Here is a 17,136-nt window from a genome sequence, read left to right on the forward strand (position 1 = left end):
TCTAGTGCTGGCCGACCGGCTCCAGCCGGCGAAGTAGGATATCGGCGGAAGGGTGCAGCAGGCTGCGCGCGTCCGTCTCGATCTGCAACTCGTTGCTGCCGCGCTGCGCGGCCCGGCTGAGCACCTCGTAGACGGAGGCTGTGGTGGAATGCAGCGCCTGCTCCGCCGTCGCCTGCCCGAGCATGCGCGCCAGATAGAGCGAGGCGGTGAGGTCGCCAACGCCGTTCGGCGGGTTGTCCACCAGCGCGTGCTCGGCAAACAGCGCCTGCCGGTCGTCGACCAGAAGGTTGCCGACCCTGCCGCGGGCCGCGGCCGGCGAGGAGGTGACCAGCATCGTCGCCGGCGGCGCGGTCCGGGCGGCATCGGCCAGCGCCGGCAGGTCGGCCAGCTCGCGCCCGGCCATCCATGCCAGCTCGTAGCGGTTGGGCGTGGCGATATCGGCGAGCGGCATCAACTGGTCGCGCATCGCCTCGGCCACCGCCTGCGGCACATAGAGCCCGTCCAGGTCGCCCATCACCGGATCGCAGACATAGAGCGCGTCGGGATTGCGCCCCTTCACCGCCCGCACCAGAGAGGCGACCGCCTCGGCCTGCCGGCAATCTCCGAGGAAGCCGGACAGCACGCCCTTGACTTCGCCCAGCCAAGGGCTGCCTTCGAGATCCTTCATGAGCGAGGCGAACTGCTCCGGCGGCGCGACGATCTTCGTTCCCGGCCCGTGCCCCAGATGCCACGGCAGCACCACCGTCGGCACCGCCCAGACCGGAAAGCCCAGCGTCTCCAGCGCGAACACCGCCGCGCGGTTGCCGACCGTGCCGCGCGCGACATGGCTGGAAATGACGATGACCGCCGGCTTCGGCGCGGGAAGGTGTGAGGTCATGCTTTATCCGTTGCTGAAGACGAGGCGGAACAGCCACACGGCAAGGCCGATCATGATCACCATGCCGAGCACGCGACCGATGCGCGTGCCCCAGGTCTCGATGCGGTCGGAGGGATCGGAATCGGCGGCGCTCAGATGATCGCCCACCCTTTTTGCGGCCCGCCCGGCAAGCGACGTGCCCGAAGGATCGGTCTCGCCGGCGACGCCTTTCAGGATGCGCCGCGATTCCTGCTCCCGCTGCCTGTCCCTGTCTGTGGCCATGGCTTCGAACCCTTGCCTCAACCCTGTTGCGGAGCCGATTGCCGCTGTCTTTCGCCTATAGCACGGCAAGGACGCATGGCAGGCATTTTCTCCGCGCTTCTTTGTGCTATTTCTTGGTCCACCATTCACAGTTGAGGGACATCCTCCATGCTCGCCCAGCGTCTCGCACTCCCCTCCCCGCTGCGCAACCTGCCGGCATTCCTGGTCATGGCCTTCCTGCTGCCGCTGCTGGCGGGGTGCGGCTACAACACCATTCCCACGGCGGAAGAAAACGCCAAGGCGGCATGGAGCGAAGTGCTCAACCAGTATCAGCGCCGCGCCGACCTCATTCCCAATCTGGTCGAGACGGTGAAGGGCTATGCCAGCCACGAGCGCGACGTGCTCGAAGGCGTGGTCGAGGCGCGCGCCAAGGCGACGCAGGTGACGGTGTCGCCCGAGAACCTCTCCGATCCGGGGGCCTTCAAGGCCTTCCAGGACAATCAGGCCGGCCTCACCAGCGCCTTGTCGCGGCTGCTCGCCGTGGTGGAGAACTATCCGGACTTGAAGGCGAACCAGAACTTCCTCGCCTTGCAGGCCCAGCTCGAAGGCACCGAGAACCGCATCGCCGTCGCCCGCCGCGACTACATCCAGGCGGTGCGCGACTACAACCTCACCCTGCGCACCTTCCCCTCGGTGATCTGGGCCACGCTGTGGTTCCGCTCCAACGAGCCGTTCCAGAACTTCACCGTGGCGGAGGACAAGATGGAAGCCCCGCAGGTGAACTTCGGCACCGGCCAGGGCGGCTGAGCCGCAGATGCGCAATCCGGGCCGGTAGGCAGGACGTGACGAGGCAGCATCCCCTCGCATTCGTGCGAACCCATCCTCCCGCCTGGCGGAGGATGGCAGCCGTGCTGCTGGTCGGCCTGTTGCTGCCGATGGCAGCGCTGGCGGCTGCCCTGCCGGCGCTGACCGGCCGCGTCGTCGACCAGGCCGGCATGATGGACGCCGCCACGCGTGTCCTCATCGAGCAGAAGCTGGCGGATTTCGAAAGGCAGGGCTCGGACCAGATCGTCGTCGCCACCGTCGAAAGCCTCGACGGCGAGGCCATCGAACCCTACGCCAACCGCCTGTTCCGCGCCTGGGGGCTGGGCCAGGCCGGCGAGAACAACGGTATCCTGCTGCTGATCTCGCGCGACGACCGCAAGATGCGCATCGAGGTCGGCTACGGGCTGGAGGGCACGCTCACCGACCTGCACAGCAAGCTCATCATCGAGAACGACCTGGTGCCGGCCTTCCGCGCCGGCGATTTCTCCGGCGGCATCGAGAAGGCCGTCGACGACATCATCATGGTGCTCCAGGGCAATCCCGAGGAACTCGAGGCACGCGGCGCCCGCAACCAGCGGAGCGGCGACATCGACGACTGGATACCGGTCATCTTCATCACCATCTGGGCGATCCTGTTCTTCGGCGGCTTCGCCATGGCGATCCTGCCGCCGATCTTCGGCGAGAAGATCGGCCCCGGCCGCTATCGCTGGCTGGGCATGGTGTTCGAGGTCAACAGGAGCGGCTCCTCGCGCCGGTCAAGGCGCGGCAGCGGCTGGTCCGGCGGAGGATGGTCGTCGGGCGGCGGGGGCTGGTCCTCCGGCGGCGGCGGATTCTCGGGCGGCGGCGGTTCGTCCGGCGGTGGCGGCGCATCGGGAGGCTGGTAGATGGCGACACGACCCATAGGCGAGGCCGACCGCGCGCGTGTCGCAGCCGCCATCCGCGCCGCCGAGGCGAAGACCGACGGCGAGATCTACTGCGTCGTCGCCCGCCAGAGCGATGGCTATTTCTTCCCGGCCGCCTGCATGGCGATGATCGGCATCCTGCTGGCCAGCCTCGCCGTCGCCTTCGTCTCCGAATATTGGTGGGTGTCGATCCGCCTGCCGCATTTCATCATGAAGCAACTGGCCGCCGCCGTTGCCGTGCTTGCGCTGCTATGGCTAGTGCCGGCGCTGCGCATCCACCTCGTGCCCTGGCAGATGCGCCATCGCGCCGCGCACGACAATGCGCTGCGCCAGTTCCTCGGCCGCAACGTGCACAGGACCGCCGCCCGCACCGGCGTGCTGATCTTCGTCTCGCTGGCCGAGCACTATGCGGAAATCATCGCCGATGTCGGTATCGACAGCCGTGTCGACCCGGACCTGTGGGAAGACACGGTGAACGACCTGACCGCCCATGCCCGCCAGGACCGCCTTGCCGAAGGCTTCGTCCGGGCGGTGGAGACCGTGGGCGCCGTGCTCGCCGTCCATTTCCCCGTTTCGCCCGGCGACGCGAACGAACTCGACGATCACCTGATCGAGATCTGACCTCACGTCGGGCCGCCGTGCAAGAATGCGCCGGATGTCCGGCTCGCTCTTGCCTTTGGCCGATTCCGGGGATTATGGTTAAGAAACTATGAACACCTTGACCATCGACATCCGCAGAGCCGAGCCGCGCGACGCCGTCGCGATCGCCAGCGTGCACCTGGAGGCTTGGCGGGGCGCCTATGCCGGCATCATCCCCCACAAGGCGCTGACCTCGATGATCAACCGCCGCGGCGTCGACTGGTGGGCGAATGCCATCCGCCGCGCCGCCACGGTGCTTGTGGTGGAGATCGGCGGCGTCATCGCCGGCTATGCCACCATCGGCCGCAACCGTGCCCGCGAGCTTCCCCAGCAGGGCGAGATCTACGAGCTTTACCTGCGCCCCGAATACCAGGGCATCGGCCTTGGCAGCCGCCTGTTCGCCGCCGCCCGCCGTCGTCTCGCCGACCATGGGCTCAAGGGGCTTGTCGTGTGGGCGCTGGAGGAGAACGACAACGCGCTCGCCTTCTATGCCGGTGCCGGCGGCCGCGACATCGCCGAGGGCGTCGAGGTGTTCGAGCACAAGGCCCTGAAGAAGATCGCCTTCGTCTGGGAATAGGGCGGCCTGACGATCTCCAAACGGTCCCCGCATCCGCAATCGCGCCGTTTTCGTCGTTTTTTCCGGCCGAATCCGCAGACTGTCGGCCACATCGCATTGCCTGCGGCGCCAAGCCCCGCTATTGCCACCCCCAGGATGGGCTGCTTCGTCAGCGAATGCAGTCTCCACCCCTGATTTCCACCTTCATTCCCGCAGCGACACCTGCCGGTGCCTTCCGGGAATTCAGCAACGTCAGTGAGGCCCAGACATGCGCATCGACGCCATATCGACCGGTAACAACCCGCCGGAAGACGTCAACGTCATCATCGAGGTCCCGGTCGGCGGCGAGCCGATCAAGTATGAAATGGACAAGGAGGCCGGCACGCTGTTCGTCGACCGCTTCCTCTACACCCCCATGCGCTACCCCGGAAACTACGGCTTCGTGCCGCACACGCTGTCGGGCGACGGCGACCCCGTCGACGTGCTGGTGTGCAACACGCGCGCCCTGGTGCCGGGCTGCGTCATCAATGTGCGCCCCATCGGCGTGCTGATCATGGAAGACAATGCCGGCGAGGACGAGAAGATCATCGCCGTGCCCTCCCCGCACATCACCAAGCGCTATGAGAACGTGTTCGACTACACCGACCTGCCGCAGATCACGCTCGATCAGGTCGCGCACTTCTTCGAGCACTACAAGGACCTGGAGCCCGGCAAGTGGGTCAAGATCGGCGGCTGGCACGGCGTCGACCGCGCCCGCCAGATGATCCTCGAGGGCATCGAGCGCGCCCGCGCCTCGAAGTGAGATATTGAGGCGGGCCCTGCCATCAGGACAGGGCCTGCGCCAGCTTCTGCTGCAAGTGCTGCGGCGCGCCGCTCACCCGCACCGTCTTGAGCCGCGCCGTTCCCCCGGCCACCACCGCCACGGTGGAGGCCGGCACGCCCAGGCTTCTGGCCACCAGCTTTTCCAGCGCCGCATTGGCCGCGCCCTTTTCCGGCACCGCCCGCACCCGCGCCCTGGCGTGAACCTTGCCGTCGGCGGCCGTCTCCACCCCGCACAGCTCGTCCTTCGACGCTTTCGGCGTCAGCCGCACATAGAAATCGAGCCCGTCGTCGCGGAGCCTGCAGGGCAGGTTCACCGCGCGCCCTAGAGGAACAGCGGCGCCACGCTCATCAGCAGGAACTGCCGTATGAAGAAGATGGCCAGCAAGAGGATGATCGGCGAGATGTCGATGCCGCCGAGATCGGGCATGAAGCGCCGGATCGGCCGCAGGGCCGGCTCGGTCAGCCGGAACAGCATGTTGCCGATGGTGCCGACGAACTGGTTGCGCGGATTGACGACGTTGAACGCATAGAGCCAGGAAAAGACGGCCGAGGCGATGATGATCCACCAGTAGAGATCGAGCGCCAGGACGAGGGTCTGGATGAGGGCGATCATGCAGGTCTCCAATTGTCGTCGACATGTAGCCATTGCAGCCGGACCGGGCAAGTCCCCGCCGCCGGTTGCAGGAGCGCGGGAAAGACGCAATTGCTCGCTTGACAGGCCCTGCCCTCGGCCCATAAATGCGCCATCCCTCTGGATGGGGCTGTAGCTCAGCTGGGAGAGCGCGTCGTTCGCAATGACGAGGTCAGGGGTTCGATCCCCCTCAGCTCCACCAATTCTCCTTCTTCCGCATTCGTCGTTTCGCATCGCCGCAGAAGGTGATCGGATGACCTTTAGTCATCCCGTTAATGCGTTCTTCAACCTGCTGGCCTATTGCGGAGCGCAATGGGATTCATGAAGCGTGCGGGCACGATGCCAGCCAGACACAGTGAAGTGCAACTGGGCGTGCTGCGCGATCTGCTCGCCGACCTGCGCAACAGCCTGCTGATTTCCATGCCGATCAGCACCGCCCTGTCGGTGCTCATCCTCATCGTCAAGCTCATGTCCGGGTTCGACTGGTTCGCCCTCCTGTGGTTCGTGGCCGTCAATCTCATCAACGGCGCGCGCATCGTGCTGGCGCTGCGGCAACCGCACGGCGAAGCCCTGGAGCAGGAACAGGACTATGCCGGCCTCTCCCGCTGGCTGCACAGCTACATGGTCCTCGCCTTCATGGGCGGCGTCGCCTGGGCCCATGTCGCCATCCTGTCGGAAGCCTTCACCGTACCGGAAGCGCCGGTCTATCTGGTCATCCTTGCCGGCATATCGGCCGGCGCGGTGTCCTACAGCGCCTGCTATGCGGCGCTGCCCATCCTGTTCATGGCGCCGCCGCTCGCCGCGGTCACGGTCTGCATGGTCATCCAGGGCGGGGTGGAGGACTACATACTGGCTTTCGCGGTGGTGCTGTTCTTCGGCGGCCTGACCAAAAGTTCCTTCCTCGGGCAGGAGAGGTTCCGCGAGACCAGCCGCCTCAAATACGAGGCCAGGCAGCATGCCGAGAACATGGAGAAGAATTCCCGGGAAGACCCGCTGACCGGGCTGCTCAACCGGCGCGGCCTCGAACAGGCGGTCAACCGGCTCGAGCGGGCGCAAGGCCCCTTTACGGCCATGCTGATCGATCTCGACGGCTTCAAGTCGGTCAACGACACCTACGGCCACCGCGTCGGTGACGATCTGCTGCTGAAGATCGCACGCCGCATTGACGCCGTGGTGCCGCCGGGGGTCACGCTGGCGCGCATCGGCGGTGACGAATTCACGCTGCTGTTCGTGGCCGCCAGCGCCCCCTCCAGCCCCGAGCATCTGGCCAGGCAGATCATCGCCGCCATCATCCGGCCCTATACGGGCATCAACTCCGTGCAGGTCGGCGCCTCCATCGGCATCTGCATCTCCGAGCGTCCGTGCCTCACCCATATGCTGCTGCGGGCCGACTTCGCCCTCTATACGGCCAAGAACCGCGGGCGAAACGAGCTGTGCATGTTCGACGCCGAGCTTGAGGGTTCGTTCAACCGCCAGCAATGCATCGAGCGGGATTTGAAGGCCGCGCTGCAATCGGGGGAGTTGCAGAGCTGGTATCAGCCGATCGTCAGGCTCGACACCCGGCAGATCGTCGGCTTCGAGAGCCTGCTGCGCTGGCAGCATCCGGAGCATGGCCAGATCTCGCCGCCGGAAATCGTCACCACCGCGCGCACCACCGGCCTGCTGCAATCGCTCACCGAAACCGTGTTCCGCAACTGCTGCACAATGATGGAGCAGTTGCAGCGGGACGGGCGGACCGACCTTCGCGTCGCCATCAACGTCTCGCCGCGCGAGCTGGAGGCCGCCGACATCGACAGCATGATCCTCCAGGACCTCGCCGCGCGTGGCCTGCCGCCTTCCATGCTGGAGATCGAGATCACCGAGGAAACGCCGGTCGATCCCGAACGCGTGGGTGAAAAGCTCGCCCGGCTGGCGCAGGCCGGCATCTCCATCGCGCTCGACGACTTCGGCGCCGGCTTCTCCACCCTCGCCTCGCTCAAGGACGGGCGCATTTCGAAGGTGAAGATCGACCGCAGCTTCACCAAGGATCTGACATGCCGGGCGGAAAGCCGGCTCCTGATGAAGGCGACCATCGACCTTGCCCATACGCTCGGCATGGAGGTGATGGCCGAGGGCGTGGAAACGACCGACCAGGCGCAGATCCTCCAGTCGCTGGGCTGCGCCTGCGCGCAAGGCTATCTGTTCTCGGCCGCCCTGCCGCTGGAGCAGGCCTTGCGGCAAGGCCAGCCGCAGCCGAGCTGAGGCTTCCGAAGCCGGGCATCACCGCAGGCCTCGCGAAAGAACAGCAAAAACAAACATATAAGAATGCGTTGCAGCTTCACCGGCTGCCCGCCGCCCGGCTGACGGCGCAGCGCTTCCCATGCCAAATTGTCGCACTGCACACATTGTTTGCGTTGCAGCAAAGAGCCGTCACCCGCCTGCGCCTAGCCTCCTGATTGTAACAAAAGGCAACACAATGCCAGAAGGAGATAAGAACATGTTGACGCGTCGCGAAGCACTGCTGGGTACAGCCACGGGTGCGGCAGCGGCCGCAATCCTGGGCTCGATGGTGGCGACCCCCGCCCTGGCGCAGGCCCGTGCGGGCGACATCGCCAGCCTGCCGCGGGTCAAGGTCGATCTCGTCCCGCCGCCCTTCGCCCATGCCCACGAGCAGGTCGCCACGAGCGGACCCAAGGTGGTCGAGTTCAGGATGGTCATCAAGGAACAGCCCATGGTGATCGACAATGAAGGCACCACCTTGCAGGCCATGACCTATGAGGGCTCCATGCCCGGCCCGCTGATGATCGTGCACGAGGGCGACTATGTCGAGCTCACGCTGGTCAATCCCGAGACCAACGAGATGCCGCACAACATCGACTTCCACTCCGCGACGGGCGCGCTCGGCGGCGGTGAACTGACCCACGTCAACCCCGGCGAGCAGGCGGTCCTGCGCTGGAAGGCGACACGCACGGGCACCTTCGTCTATCACTGCGCGCCGACGGGCATGATCCCGTGGCATGTGGTGTCCGGCATGAGCGGCGCCATCATGGTGCTGCCGCGTGACGGGCTGAAGGACGAGAACGGCAAGCCGCTGAAATACGACCGCATCTTCTACATCGGCGAGCATGACCTCTATGCCCCGCGCGACGAGAGCGGCAACTACAAGCGCTACGAGTCGCTGGGAGACAGCTATGACGACACGCTCAAGCTGATGCGCGGCCTGATCCCGACCCACGTCGTGTTCAACGGCAAGGTCGGAGCCTTGACGGGCGACAATGCGCTCAAGGCCAAGGTCGGCGAGACGGTGCTGTTCATCCACGCCCAGGCTAACCGCGATACACGGCCCCACCTCATCGGCGGGCACGGCGACCATGTCTGGGAACAGGGCAAGTTCTCCAACCCGCCGGCCAGGGACCTCGAGACCTGGTTCATCCGCGGCGGTTCCGCGGGGGCTGCGCTCTACACCTTCCTGCAGCCGGGCATCTACGCCTATGTGAACCACAACCTGATCGAGGCTGCGGAACTCGGCGCGACGGCCCACGTGCTGGTCGAGGGCGAATGGGACAACGACCTGATGATGCAGGTCGCCGCTCCCGGCCCGATCCCGACCAACTAGGCTGCCGCGCGGCAGAGAGGCGGGCCACCGCCTGACCAGACTGGCCCGCCGGCGTTCCCGGCGGGCCTTTTTCTTGGACCCCCGGCTTCCCGGGTCCCGGGCAGAGAGCCCGGGACCCAAATGAGCAGAAAAGACCCTGTCATGCGTCGATCGAGACGCATGACGATCTGGCAAGGACGCAACCATGAAAAAACATGTCCTGTTCGCAGCCGCCGCCCTGGCCATTCCGGCCGCGGTTCTGGCCGCCCGCATTCCCGCGCATGTGCCGGTGGCGGCGATCGCCACGCCTGCGCCCATGCCCACCCCCATATCCACCATTGCGCCGCAGACCGTGACCGTCAGCCCCGGCAAGCTCTCCTACCGGCTGCCGGGCGAGTTCCAGCATGCCGAGCGGCCCGTGGACCCGCCCGCCGACCATGTCCGTTTCCGCCGTGCCTTCGAGATCATGACCTATCAGGTCAGCGCCCGGGACTATGCCCGCTGCGTCACCGAAGGCGCCTGCGAGGCGGTGCCACCGGCACCTGCCGATGGCGACGACCTGCCGGTGACGGGCGTCAACTTCCGCGACGCCACGGCCTATGCCGAATGGCTGTCGAAGAGAACCGGCGAGACCTGGCGCCTGCCCACCGACGAGGAATGGGCCTATGCGGCGGCCGAGCGCTTCGACGAGAAGGCGCTGGAGATCGAGGACACCGCCAACCCCGCCACGCGCTGGATCGCCCGCTACCTCAGCGAGGCCGAGGCCGCGCGCGGCAGCGATCCCCAGCCGAAGCCGCAGGGTCACTTCGGCCCCAACTCGAACGGGATCTACGACGTGGCCGGCAATGTGTGGGAGTGGACCAGCACCTGCTACCGCCGCGCCGCGCTCGACCAGCGCGGCCGGATCGACGCCAGCACCGACAATTGCGGCGTGCGCGTCGTCGGCGGCCGGCACCGGGGCTACATGTCCTTCTTCATCCGCGACGGCAAGAGCGGCGGCTGCGCGGCCGGCCTGCCCCCGGACAATCTCGGCATCCGGCTGGTCAAGGAACGTCCTTCCAGGCTCGCGGCCTTCCGCGCCCTGTGGCGTCGCGACGTGCTCTAGAAGCCTGACCACCCGCAGCTTGGAAAACCGACCCCGGGAGCTTCGGCCGAAACTCCCGGGGTCGGTGATTCAGGCCCGGCACTACCGATGTCGTAGGCTTGCAGGCAACGAAAAGGCCGGGTGGAAGATGTCCCACCCGGCCTTTTCGCGAGAGCGCAGCAGTCGCTCAGTTCGTGGCGGCGGCCTGCTCGAGCAGTTCGGCGAACACCTTCTTGGCCTTGCCGACCTGCTTGACGGCCTTGGCTTCCTCGAGGTTGACGGGCTTGCCGACCACGATCAGCGCCACCATGCCCATTCCGTAGTGGGGGGTGCACTTCACGCCGTAGACGCCTTCCTTCTCGACCGTAACGGTGATCTGCTCGTTGATCTTGCCCTTAAACGGCTCCGCGCCTTCCGGGATCATGCCCTTGATGCTCTCGGCGTCATGGGACTTGTCGGTGGGCACGAACGTCACGGTGTCGCCGGGCTGGGCCACGATGAAGTCGGGCTGGAAGACCATGGAGCCCTTCTCACCCTTGTTCAGCATCTGCACCTGATGGTCTGCGGCATGGGCTGCGCCTGCCAGAAGGGCAACGGCGAAGGCGGCAGCGATGGTGGTGATCTTTCTCATGGTCTTGTCCTTTTTTCTTGCTTGACGGGGTGAACCGTTGGCCACTGTCTAGGCTCGGCGGGCGGCCATAACGTTGATGTAGAACAAACTTGATCCGGAATGCCACCTTTAAGGCGGCTTGCCCGGCCACCATTGCCTGTGACATTGTGGCGCCGGCAGCGGAAACGGTTCGGGCGCGGGGTTCGAACGACGCTGGGAGACGCAGCATTGAGCCGACTGGACCGTTCCCTGATATCGGAACTGCCCCTCTTCCAGGGCATAGAGCCGGCCGATCTCGACGGCATCGTCGGGCAGGCGCGCTCGCTGCGCATCGCCCGCGACCATACGGTCTTCGACCAGGAGGGTGAAGCCCACTCCTTCTTCCTGCTGCTGGACGGCCGGGTGCGCGTCGTCAAGACGACGCCCGAGGGCCAGCAGGTCACCGTGCACTACATCAGCCCGGGCGAATTGATGGGCATAGCGCATGCGCTGGGCCGCACCACCTACCCTGCCACCGCCATCGCCGTGGTCGATTGCGTGGTGCTCGCCTGGCCGGGAAATCTGTGGCCGGAACTGGCCGCCCGCTTCCCCAATTTCGGCGCCGGCACCTTCCGCACCGTGGGCGCGCGCCTGCAGGAGACCCAGCAGCGCGTGATCGAGATGGCGACCGAACAGGTGGAACAGCGCGTGGCCCATGCCCTGCTGCGGCTGGTCAAGCAGACCGGCAGGAAGACCGACGAGGGCATCCTCATCGACTTTCCCATCTCGCGCCAGGACATCGCCGAGATGACCGGCACCACGCTGCACACCGTCAGCCGGCTTCTCACCGCATGGGAGGAGAAGGGCCTGGTCCGCAGCGGGCGCCAGAAGGTGACGGTGGTGGAGCCCCACAAGTTGTTCGCCTTGGCGGAAGGGCGCGGCAGCAAGGGCTGACCGGGCTCATTCCATCGCCCGGGAAAGCTCGTCCACCAGCGTCTGCTCATCCAGCGCATGCTCGCGCACCGCATCCGCGACCGTATGGAACGGCGCGATCGGGCAGCCGACGCACAGCATGCCGTTGCCGAGGATGACCCGGATCGTGCCCGGCCACCGGCGCATGATGGCGTCCATCGTCATGTCATGGTCGAAATGTCGCTTCATGATCCGCTACCGCCTGCAAAGCCTGAAGCGCGTGGCGATCTTTCAGCGTCGCTCGGCCCGCTTCAGGTCCGTGTTTCCATGCATGCTTCAGTCCCGAAACCGGTGGTCACTTCCGGGTGATGTATTTTAATTATGAAGCATCGGGCAGGCAGGATCGTTGCGCGCGCGCAAACTTGAGAAGCCTTCTCCTGAAAACCTGTTTCAGGCCGAAAGGCGCGGAAAGAAGATCGCCCGGGCCGGATCGAAATCGTAGCGCGGCTCGTAATCCGGCGCATCGGCGGCCACCTGCTTCACCGCCTCGATGAGGTAGTCAACCTTGGCGTCATCGAGCAGCACGCTGAAATTGAGCCGGGTGAAACCGGGCTTGGCCATCTCGTCGCCGGCAAGGATCGCCTGCCGCAATTGCTCCGCCTGCGCGGCATCGATGCCCAGCAGCCGCAGCACATAGGGGCCGGCGCAGGCACAGCCGCCGCGCGCCTGGATGCCGAACCGGTCGCTCAGCATGCGGGTCACCAGTTGCTGGTGGACATGGCCGCCCTTGCCGTCCCGCACGCGGAAGGAAAAGATCGGCAGCCTGTCCCCGGCTGCCGGCCCGAGCAGTTCGAGATTCGGCACGTCGCGCCATGCCTCCATGGCACGCCGGGCGAGTTCGCGGTTGCGCTCCCCTGCCCGCTCCGTCCCGATCGCCTCCTTGACCAGCACAGAGAGCGCCGCCCGGATGTCGCCGACGACATTCGGCGTGCCCGCCTCCTCGCGCGCCTCGAGGCTGGAACTGTAGTCGTGGCCGGCGGAGGTGACGAAACGCACCGTGCCGCCGCCCGGCAGGGACGGCCTGTCGATCACGGTGGCGGCGCGCCGGACCACCAGCACGCCCGAGGCCCCCGGCCCGCCGATGAACTTGTGCGGCGAGAACACGATGGCATCGACACAAGCGCCGCCATCGCCCGTCATCGACATCGGCAGGTAGGGCCCGCCGCCCGCATAGTCCCACACCATCAGCGCGCCGGCGGCCTTCACCGTCTTCGTCAGCCCGGCCACGTCGGCGACGATGCCGGTGACGTTGGAGGCGGCCGAGAAGGCGCAGACCGTCGGTGCCACGCCCGGCTCGCGAAGCGTGGCCTCGAGCGCGGCGACGTCCGGCCCGCCCTGCGGCCCCTCCGGCAGTTCCACGATCTCGGCCCCGCTCTCGCGCCACGGCAGGATGTTGGAATGATGCTCATAGGGGCCGATGACGACCCGCGCCCGCTTGCCGGCCCGCACCGCATCGGCCACGCCGAACAGGCTGACCAGCCGGTTGATGCCGGCCGTGGCGCCCGAACCGGTGAAGATGACGGCGTGGTCCTCGCCCGCGCCGCAATGGCTGGCGACGACCGCCCGCGCCTCGCGCCGCAGCCGGGTCATGAAGCCACCGCACCAGGAGGCCTCGGTGTGGCTGTTGGCGTAATAGGGCAGCACCTCCTCCAGCACGAAACGTTCCACCTGGCTGAGCGCCCGGCCGGAAGCGACATAGTCGGCATAGACCATCGGCTTGCGCCCGAACGGCCCGTCGACGGTGGCGTCCGCCCCGATCAGGCCGGCGCGCAGCCCCGCCACGATGTCCTCCATCGCCAGGCTTTGCCGAAAGCGATCCAGCAGGCTGCCGCAAAACTGTGCCGAGGCCGTCATTGTCTCCATCCCTGTTCCGCGAGGAAATATTGGGATGAATTTTACGCGGATTTCTGGTTGAAACCTCACCTGTTTAATGCACAAATATCTAAATATTGGGTCATATGATCGAGATATGAGCAAAATCGACCGGATAGATTTGAAAATCCTGAACTGCCTCCAGCAGCAGGCCGGCCTGTCCCAGCGCGAACTGGCGGAACGGGCCGGCATTTCGCAGAACGCCTGCTGGCGGCGGCTGCAACGGCTGGGTGCCGAGGGCATCCTGCGCGGTTCCCATGCCGACATCGACCTGGCGGCCCTGGGGCTCGACCTGACGGTGCTGGTGATGATCCGCACCCGCCATCATTCCAAGGAGTGGGCGGACAGCTTCCGCAAGCATGTCGAGCGGCTGCCGGAAGTCATCGACTTCTACCGCATCGGCGGCGACTGGGATTACATGGTCAAGGTCGTCACCCGCGGCATGGCCGGCTACGACGCCTTCTACCAGAAGCTCATCACCGACTTCGATCTGGCCACCGTCACCGGCCACTTCTCCATGGAGGCGATCATCGACAGCCGCCCCGTGGACCTGCTGCGGGTGCGATAGAGCATCAGCCTGAAAGTTGCAGGCTTTCGGACCGATCAGTCGCCGGACTTCGCGGCCGGCGGCGGCGCAGCCTCGGCCGCCTTGGCGGCATCGTCCATCAGCTCGTACCACATGGCGTTGAGCACCGCGAAGGCGGCGGCAAGCGGCAGGCCGAGCAGCCAGGAAAAATACCACATGTTGTTCTCCTTCCTCAGTAGGCGTGGCCGCTGCCGTCGCTGATCGACTTCTCGTCCACCTTGCCCCACAGCACCCGGTAGACCCAGCTCGTATAGGCGACGATGAGCGGGATGAAGATCGCCGTCACCACCAGCATGACGAACAGCGTGAGATGGCTGGACGAGGCATCCCAGACGGTGAGGCTGGAGTTCGGATCGAGCGACGAGGGCAGTATCATCGGGAACATGGACACGCCCACGGTGGCGACGATGCCGAGCACCGAAAGGCCGCTGGCCAGTTCCGGCAGCACCTCGCGCCGGCTTTTCAGCAGCACCAGATTGGCCAGCGCGCCAAGGAAGCCGAGCGCCGGCGCGATCATCATCCACGGATGACGGCCGTAATTCTCGAACCAGATGCCGGCCCCGCGCTCCACCGTCTTGGCGAGCGGATTGGACGGGCCGTCGGTCACCACGGCGCTGGCGATGCGGTAGCCGTCGATGCCGGCCCATAGCCACAACCCGCCGAGGGCGAACAGCACGATGGTCGCCACCGCCGCCACGGCGCCGAACCGGCGGGCCCGCGCCGCCACGGCGTCCTTGGTCTTCATCGCCAGCCAGGAACCGCCATGCATGACCAGCATCGCCACCGACAACAGGCCGCACAGCAGGGCGAAGGGATTGAGCAGCTCGAACAGCGTCGTGCCCTCATAGTAGATGCGCAGGTCCGTGCCGAAGCGGAACGGCACCCCCTGCAGCACATTGCCCACCGCCACGCCCATCACCAGCGCCGGAACGAAGCCGCCGATGAACAACGCCCAGTCCCAGCCAGTGCGCCAGGCGACGCTGTCGCGCTTCGACCGGAACTTGAAGCCGACGGGGCGCAGGATCAGCGCGAACAATATCGCGAACATGGCGAGATAGAAGCCGGAGAAGGACACCGCATAAAGCGGCGGCCAGGCGGCGAAGATGGCGCCGCCGCCAAGGATCAGCCACACCTGGTTGCCTTCCCAGACCGGGCCGACCGTGTTGATGACGACGCGGCGTTCGACATCGGTCCTGGCCACGAACGGCAGCAGCATGCCGGTGCCGAGGTCGAAGCCGTCCATCACCGCAAAACCGATCAGGAGGACGCCGAGCAGCGCCCACCAGATGATCCTCAGGGTCGGATAATCGAGGAGTTCGTGCAGGATCATGTCTTCTACTCCGCCGGTGCGAGGGAAGGAGGCGCCAGTCGGGCGCGCGGCGCATGATCGGGCTCCGGTCCCTTGCGGATCGCGGCCAGCATCAGCACCATCTCGATCACGAACAGCACCGAATAGATCAGCGAGAAGCCGACGATGGTGAACAGCACCGTGCGCGCGCCGAGGCTGGACACGGCCACGGCGGTGGGCAGCACGCCTTCGATCACCCAGGGCTGGCGCCCGAACTCGGCGACGATCCACCCGCATTCGGCCGCGATCCACGGCAGCGGGATGGCGAACACCGCGACCCGCAGCAGCCACGGATAGCGGTCGAGCCGGTGCCGCGCCGAGAGATAGAAGAACACGCCGGTCAGGACGATGAAGAAAAAGCCGAGGCCGACCATGATGCGGAAGGTCCAGAACAGGGTCGGCACGTTCGGCACCGTATCCCACGCCGCCTGCGCGATCTGCTCGTCGCTCGCCTGCGTCGGGTCGTCGAGATAGGGCTTGAGCAGCAGCGCGTAACCGAGGTCGGCGCCGTGTTCCTCGAAGGCGGCGCGCGCCGCTTCCGGGATCGCCGCATCGCTGCCGGCGGCGCGGATCTCCTGCAACGCCCCATAGGCGATCATGCCGTTGCGGATGCGCGTCTCGGCATGCTGCACCAGTTCCTCGATGCCGGGGATCTCGGTGGTCAGCGAGCGCGTGCCGATCAGGCCCATCGCCCAGGGGATATGGACCGCATAATGGGTCTTGCGCGCTTCCTGGTCGGGGAAGCCGATGGCGGTGAAGGCCGCCGGGGCCGGCTCCGTCTTCCACATCGCCTCGATGGCGGCGAGCTTCATCTTCTGGTGCTCGGTGGAGAGGTAGCCGCTTTCATCGCCGAGCACGACCACCGACAGGGACGCGGCCAGCCCGAACGAGGCCGCGACGGTGAGCGAGCGCTTGGCGAGTTCAAGGTGCCGGCCCTTGAGGAGGTACCAGGCCGAAACGCCGAGCACGAAGATCGACGCGGTGACATAGCCCGCCGAGACCGTATGCACGAACTTCGCCTGCGCCACCGGGTTGAACAGCACGGCGAAGAAGTCGTTGACCTCCATGCGCATGGTCTGCGGGTTGAAGGCCGCGCCGACCGGGTTCTGCATCCAGCCGTTGGCGATCAGGATCCACAGCGCCGAGAAATTGGAGCCGATGGCGACGGCCCAGGTGGCGGCGAGATGGCCGAGCCGGGACAGCTTGTCCCAGCCGAAGAAGAACAGGCCGACGAAGGTGGCCTCGAGGAAGAAGGCCATCAGCCCCTCAATGGCCAGCGGCGCGCCGAAGATGTCACCGACATAGTGGCTGTAATAGCTCCAGTTCATGCCGAACTGGAATTCCATGACGATGCCGGTGGCCACGCCCATGGCGAAGTTGATGCCGAACAGCACACCCCAGAACTTGGTCATCTGCCGCCAGATGTCGCGGCCGGTCATGACATAGACCGTCTCCATGATGGCGAGCAGCACCGACAGGCCGAGCGTCAGCGGCACGAACAGGAAGTGGTAGAGGGCGGTGATCGCGAACTGCAATCGTGACAGGGAGACGATGTCGAGTTCCATGGCTAAGTCCGGCTTTCCCGGCCTCCTTGGCTAGTGCGGCGCACTCACCCGGCG

General features: G+C 66.2%; 20 protein-coding genes and 1 tRNA gene. 11 read left to right on the plus strand and 10 right to left on the minus strand.

Going from position 1 to position 17,136, the window contains the following annotated elements; all coding sequences use genetic code 11:
* Position 1: 1 nt before the first annotated feature.
* Positions 2-877, minus strand: a complete 876-nt coding sequence (gene pdxY, locus ACVCNR_RS07710) for a pyridoxal kinase PdxY (RefSeq protein WP_447074251.1) — start codon at positions 875-877, stop codon at positions 2-4.
* Between the two features lie 3 nt (positions 878-880).
* A complete protein-coding gene (locus tag ACVCNR_RS07715) occupies positions 881-1,138 on the minus strand; it encodes a hypothetical protein (protein ID WP_354197877.1) in 258 nt (85 codons plus the stop codon).
* A 147-nt stretch (positions 1,139-1,285) separates the two neighbouring features.
* Here ACVCNR_RS07715 and ACVCNR_RS07720 point away from each other — a divergent pair, with 147 nt between their 5' ends.
* From ACVCNR_RS07720 to ppa, 5 genes are all read left to right on the plus strand, one after another.
* A complete protein-coding gene (locus ACVCNR_RS07720; RefSeq protein WP_354197879.1) occupies positions 1,286-1,924 on the plus strand; it encodes a LemA family protein in 639 nt (212 codons plus the stop codon).
* A gap of 92 nt (positions 1,925-2,016) precedes the next feature.
* A complete protein-coding gene (locus ACVCNR_RS07725; protein WP_354197881.1) occupies positions 2,017-2,826 on the plus strand; it encodes a TPM domain-containing protein in 810 nt (269 codons plus the stop codon).
* Positions 2,827-3,465: a TPM domain-containing protein gene (locus tag ACVCNR_RS07730; protein ID WP_354197883.1), complete on the plus strand. Its 639-nt coding sequence runs from the start codon at positions 2,827-2,829 to the stop codon at positions 3,463-3,465.
* 88 nt (positions 3,466-3,553) lie between these two features.
* On the plus strand, positions 3,554-4,060 hold the full coding sequence (locus ACVCNR_RS07735) for a GNAT family N-acetyltransferase (RefSeq protein ID WP_354197885.1): 507 nt from the start codon (positions 3,554-3,556) through the stop codon (positions 4,058-4,060).
* 247 nt (positions 4,061-4,307) lie between these two features.
* Entirely contained in the window at positions 4,308-4,841 is a 534-nt protein-coding gene (ppa, locus tag ACVCNR_RS07740; protein ID WP_354197887.1) for an inorganic diphosphatase, read from the plus strand.
* A gap of 22 nt (positions 4,842-4,863) precedes the next feature.
* Here ppa and ACVCNR_RS07745 read toward each other — a convergent pair whose 3' ends face one another.
* Positions 4,864-5,175 (minus strand): DUF167 family protein, encoded by a 312-nt coding sequence (locus tag ACVCNR_RS07745; RefSeq protein WP_447074252.1) that lies wholly within the window; start codon positions 5,173-5,175, stop codon positions 4,864-4,866.
* Positions 5,176-5,183: 8 nt separating this feature from the next.
* The gene (locus ACVCNR_RS07750; RefSeq protein ID WP_354197891.1) at positions 5,184-5,474 is read right to left on the minus strand and encodes a YggT family protein; all 291 of its coding nucleotides are present in this window, start codon (positions 5,472-5,474) and stop codon (positions 5,184-5,186) included.
* Positions 5,475-5,618: 144 nt separating this feature from the next.
* Here ACVCNR_RS07750 and ACVCNR_RS07755 point away from each other — a divergent pair.
* From ACVCNR_RS07755 to ACVCNR_RS07770, 4 genes are all read left to right on the plus strand, one after another.
* A tRNA-Ala gene (locus ACVCNR_RS07755) sits at positions 5,619-5,694 on the plus strand.
* 137 nt (positions 5,695-5,831) lie between these two features.
* Positions 5,832-7,733 (plus strand): putative bifunctional diguanylate cyclase/phosphodiesterase, encoded by a 1,902-nt coding sequence (locus ACVCNR_RS07760; RefSeq protein ID WP_447074253.1) that lies wholly within the window; start codon positions 5,832-5,834, stop codon positions 7,731-7,733.
* 235 nt (positions 7,734-7,968) lie between these two features.
* Positions 7,969-9,087 (plus strand): copper-containing nitrite reductase, encoded by a 1,119-nt coding sequence (nirK, locus tag ACVCNR_RS07765; protein WP_354197895.1) that lies wholly within the window; start codon positions 7,969-7,971, stop codon positions 9,085-9,087.
* Positions 9,088-9,271: 184 nt separating this feature from the next.
* Positions 9,272-10,171, plus strand: a complete 900-nt coding sequence (locus ACVCNR_RS07770; RefSeq protein ID WP_447074254.1) for an SUMF1/EgtB/PvdO family nonheme iron enzyme — start codon at positions 9,272-9,274, stop codon at positions 10,169-10,171.
* Positions 10,172-10,337: 166 nt separating this feature from the next.
* Here ACVCNR_RS07770 and ACVCNR_RS07775 read toward each other — a convergent pair whose 3' ends face one another.
* Positions 10,338-10,781, minus strand: coding sequence for a pseudoazurin (locus ACVCNR_RS07775; RefSeq protein WP_354197899.1), 444 nt, complete (start codon positions 10,779-10,781; stop codon positions 10,338-10,340).
* Positions 10,782-10,988: 207 nt separating this feature from the next.
* On the opposite strand from ACVCNR_RS07775, the gene ACVCNR_RS07780 reads away from it, so the two are divergent.
* Positions 10,989-11,693 (plus strand): Crp/Fnr family transcriptional regulator, encoded by a 705-nt coding sequence (locus tag ACVCNR_RS07780; protein WP_354197901.1) that lies wholly within the window; start codon positions 10,989-10,991, stop codon positions 11,691-11,693.
* Positions 11,694-11,699: 6 nt separating this feature from the next.
* Here ACVCNR_RS07780 and ACVCNR_RS07785 read toward each other — a convergent pair whose 3' ends face one another.
* A complete protein-coding gene (locus tag ACVCNR_RS07785; protein ID WP_354197903.1) occupies positions 11,700-11,900 on the minus strand; it encodes a DUF1858 domain-containing protein in 201 nt (66 codons plus the stop codon).
* A 201-nt stretch (positions 11,901-12,101) separates the two neighbouring features.
* On the minus strand, positions 12,102-13,574 hold the full coding sequence (locus ACVCNR_RS07790) for an aminotransferase class V-fold PLP-dependent enzyme (RefSeq protein ID WP_447074255.1): 1,473 nt from the start codon (positions 13,572-13,574) through the stop codon (positions 12,102-12,104).
* A 106-nt stretch (positions 13,575-13,680) separates the two neighbouring features.
* Here ACVCNR_RS07790 and ACVCNR_RS07795 point away from each other — a divergent pair, with 106 nt between their 5' ends.
* On the plus strand, positions 13,681-14,151 hold the full coding sequence (locus ACVCNR_RS07795) for an Lrp/AsnC family transcriptional regulator (protein WP_447074256.1): 471 nt from the start codon (positions 13,681-13,683) through the stop codon (positions 14,149-14,151).
* 35 nt (positions 14,152-14,186) lie between these two features.
* Here ACVCNR_RS07795 and cydX read toward each other — a convergent pair whose 3' ends face one another.
* The 3 genes from cydX to ACVCNR_RS07810 are packed head-to-tail and all read right to left on the minus strand — an operon-like array spanning position 14,187 to position 17,082.
* Complete coding sequence (cydX, locus tag ACVCNR_RS07800; RefSeq protein WP_354197909.1) at positions 14,187-14,327, minus strand: cytochrome bd-I oxidase subunit CydX; 141 nt, start codon at positions 14,325-14,327, stop codon at positions 14,187-14,189.
* Positions 14,328-14,341: 14 nt separating this feature from the next.
* Complete coding sequence (cydB, locus tag ACVCNR_RS07805) at positions 14,342-15,499, minus strand: cytochrome d ubiquinol oxidase subunit II (protein WP_354197911.1); 1,158 nt, start codon at positions 15,497-15,499, stop codon at positions 14,342-14,344.
* Positions 15,500-15,504: 5 nt separating this feature from the next.
* Positions 15,505-17,082: a cytochrome ubiquinol oxidase subunit I gene (locus ACVCNR_RS07810; protein ID WP_354197913.1), complete on the minus strand. Its 1,578-nt coding sequence runs from the start codon at positions 17,080-17,082 to the stop codon at positions 15,505-15,507.
* Positions 17,083-17,136 lie beyond the last annotated feature (54 nt).

The sequence above is a fragment of the Aquamicrobium terrae genome (assembly GCF_052978165.1).

Bases quoted from the DNA above. Each gene is read 5' to 3' on its own strand.
- pdxY (WP_447074251.1), bottom strand. From the start codon at position 877: ATGACCTCACACCTTCCCGCGCCGAAGCCGGCGGTCATCGTCATTTCC.
- ACVCNR_RS07715 (WP_354197877.1), bottom strand. From the start codon at position 1,138: ATGGCCACAGACAGGGACAGGCAGCGGGAGCAGGAATCGCGGCGCATC.
- ACVCNR_RS07720 (WP_354197879.1), top strand. From the start codon at position 1,286: ATGCTCGCCCAGCGTCTCGCACTCCCCTCCCCGCTGCGCAACCTGCCG.
- ACVCNR_RS07725 (WP_354197881.1), top strand. From the start codon at position 2,017: ATGGCAGCCGTGCTGCTGGTCGGCCTGTTGCTGCCGATGGCAGCGCTG.
- ACVCNR_RS07730 (WP_354197883.1), top strand. From the start codon at position 2,827: ATGGCGACACGACCCATAGGCGAGGCCGACCGCGCGCGTGTCGCAGCC.
- ACVCNR_RS07735 (WP_354197885.1), top strand. From the start codon at position 3,554: ATGAACACCTTGACCATCGACATCCGCAGAGCCGAGCCGCGCGACGCC.
- ppa (WP_354197887.1), top strand. From the start codon at position 4,308: ATGCGCATCGACGCCATATCGACCGGTAACAACCCGCCGGAAGACGTC.
- ACVCNR_RS07750 (WP_354197891.1), bottom strand. From the start codon at position 5,474: ATGATCGCCCTCATCCAGACCCTCGTCCTGGCGCTCGATCTCTACTGG.
- ACVCNR_RS07760 (WP_447074253.1), top strand. From the start codon at position 5,832: ATGCCAGCCAGACACAGTGAAGTGCAACTGGGCGTGCTGCGCGATCTG.
- nirK (WP_354197895.1), top strand. From the start codon at position 7,969: ATGTTGACGCGTCGCGAAGCACTGCTGGGTACAGCCACGGGTGCGGCA.
- ACVCNR_RS07770 (WP_447074254.1), top strand. From the start codon at position 9,272: ATGAAAAAACATGTCCTGTTCGCAGCCGCCGCCCTGGCCATTCCGGCC.
- ACVCNR_RS07775 (WP_354197899.1), bottom strand. From the start codon at position 10,781: ATGAGAAAGATCACCACCATCGCTGCCGCCTTCGCCGTTGCCCTTCTG.
- ACVCNR_RS07785 (WP_354197903.1), bottom strand. From the start codon at position 11,900: ATGAAGCGACATTTCGACCATGACATGACGATGGACGCCATCATGCGC.
- ACVCNR_RS07790 (WP_447074255.1), bottom strand. From the start codon at position 13,574: ATGGAGACAATGACGGCCTCGGCACAGTTTTGCGGCAGCCTGCTGGAT.
- ACVCNR_RS07795 (WP_447074256.1), top strand. From the start codon at position 13,681: ATGAGCAAAATCGACCGGATAGATTTGAAAATCCTGAACTGCCTCCAG.
- cydX (WP_354197909.1), bottom strand. From the start codon at position 14,327: ATGTGGTATTTTTCCTGGCTGCTCGGCCTGCCGCTTGCCGCCGCCTTC.
- cydB (WP_354197911.1), bottom strand. From the start codon at position 15,499: ATGATCCTGCACGAACTCCTCGATTATCCGACCCTGAGGATCATCTGG.
- ACVCNR_RS07810 (WP_354197913.1), bottom strand. From the start codon at position 17,082: ATGGAACTCGACATCGTCTCCCTGTCACGATTGCAGTTCGCGATCACC.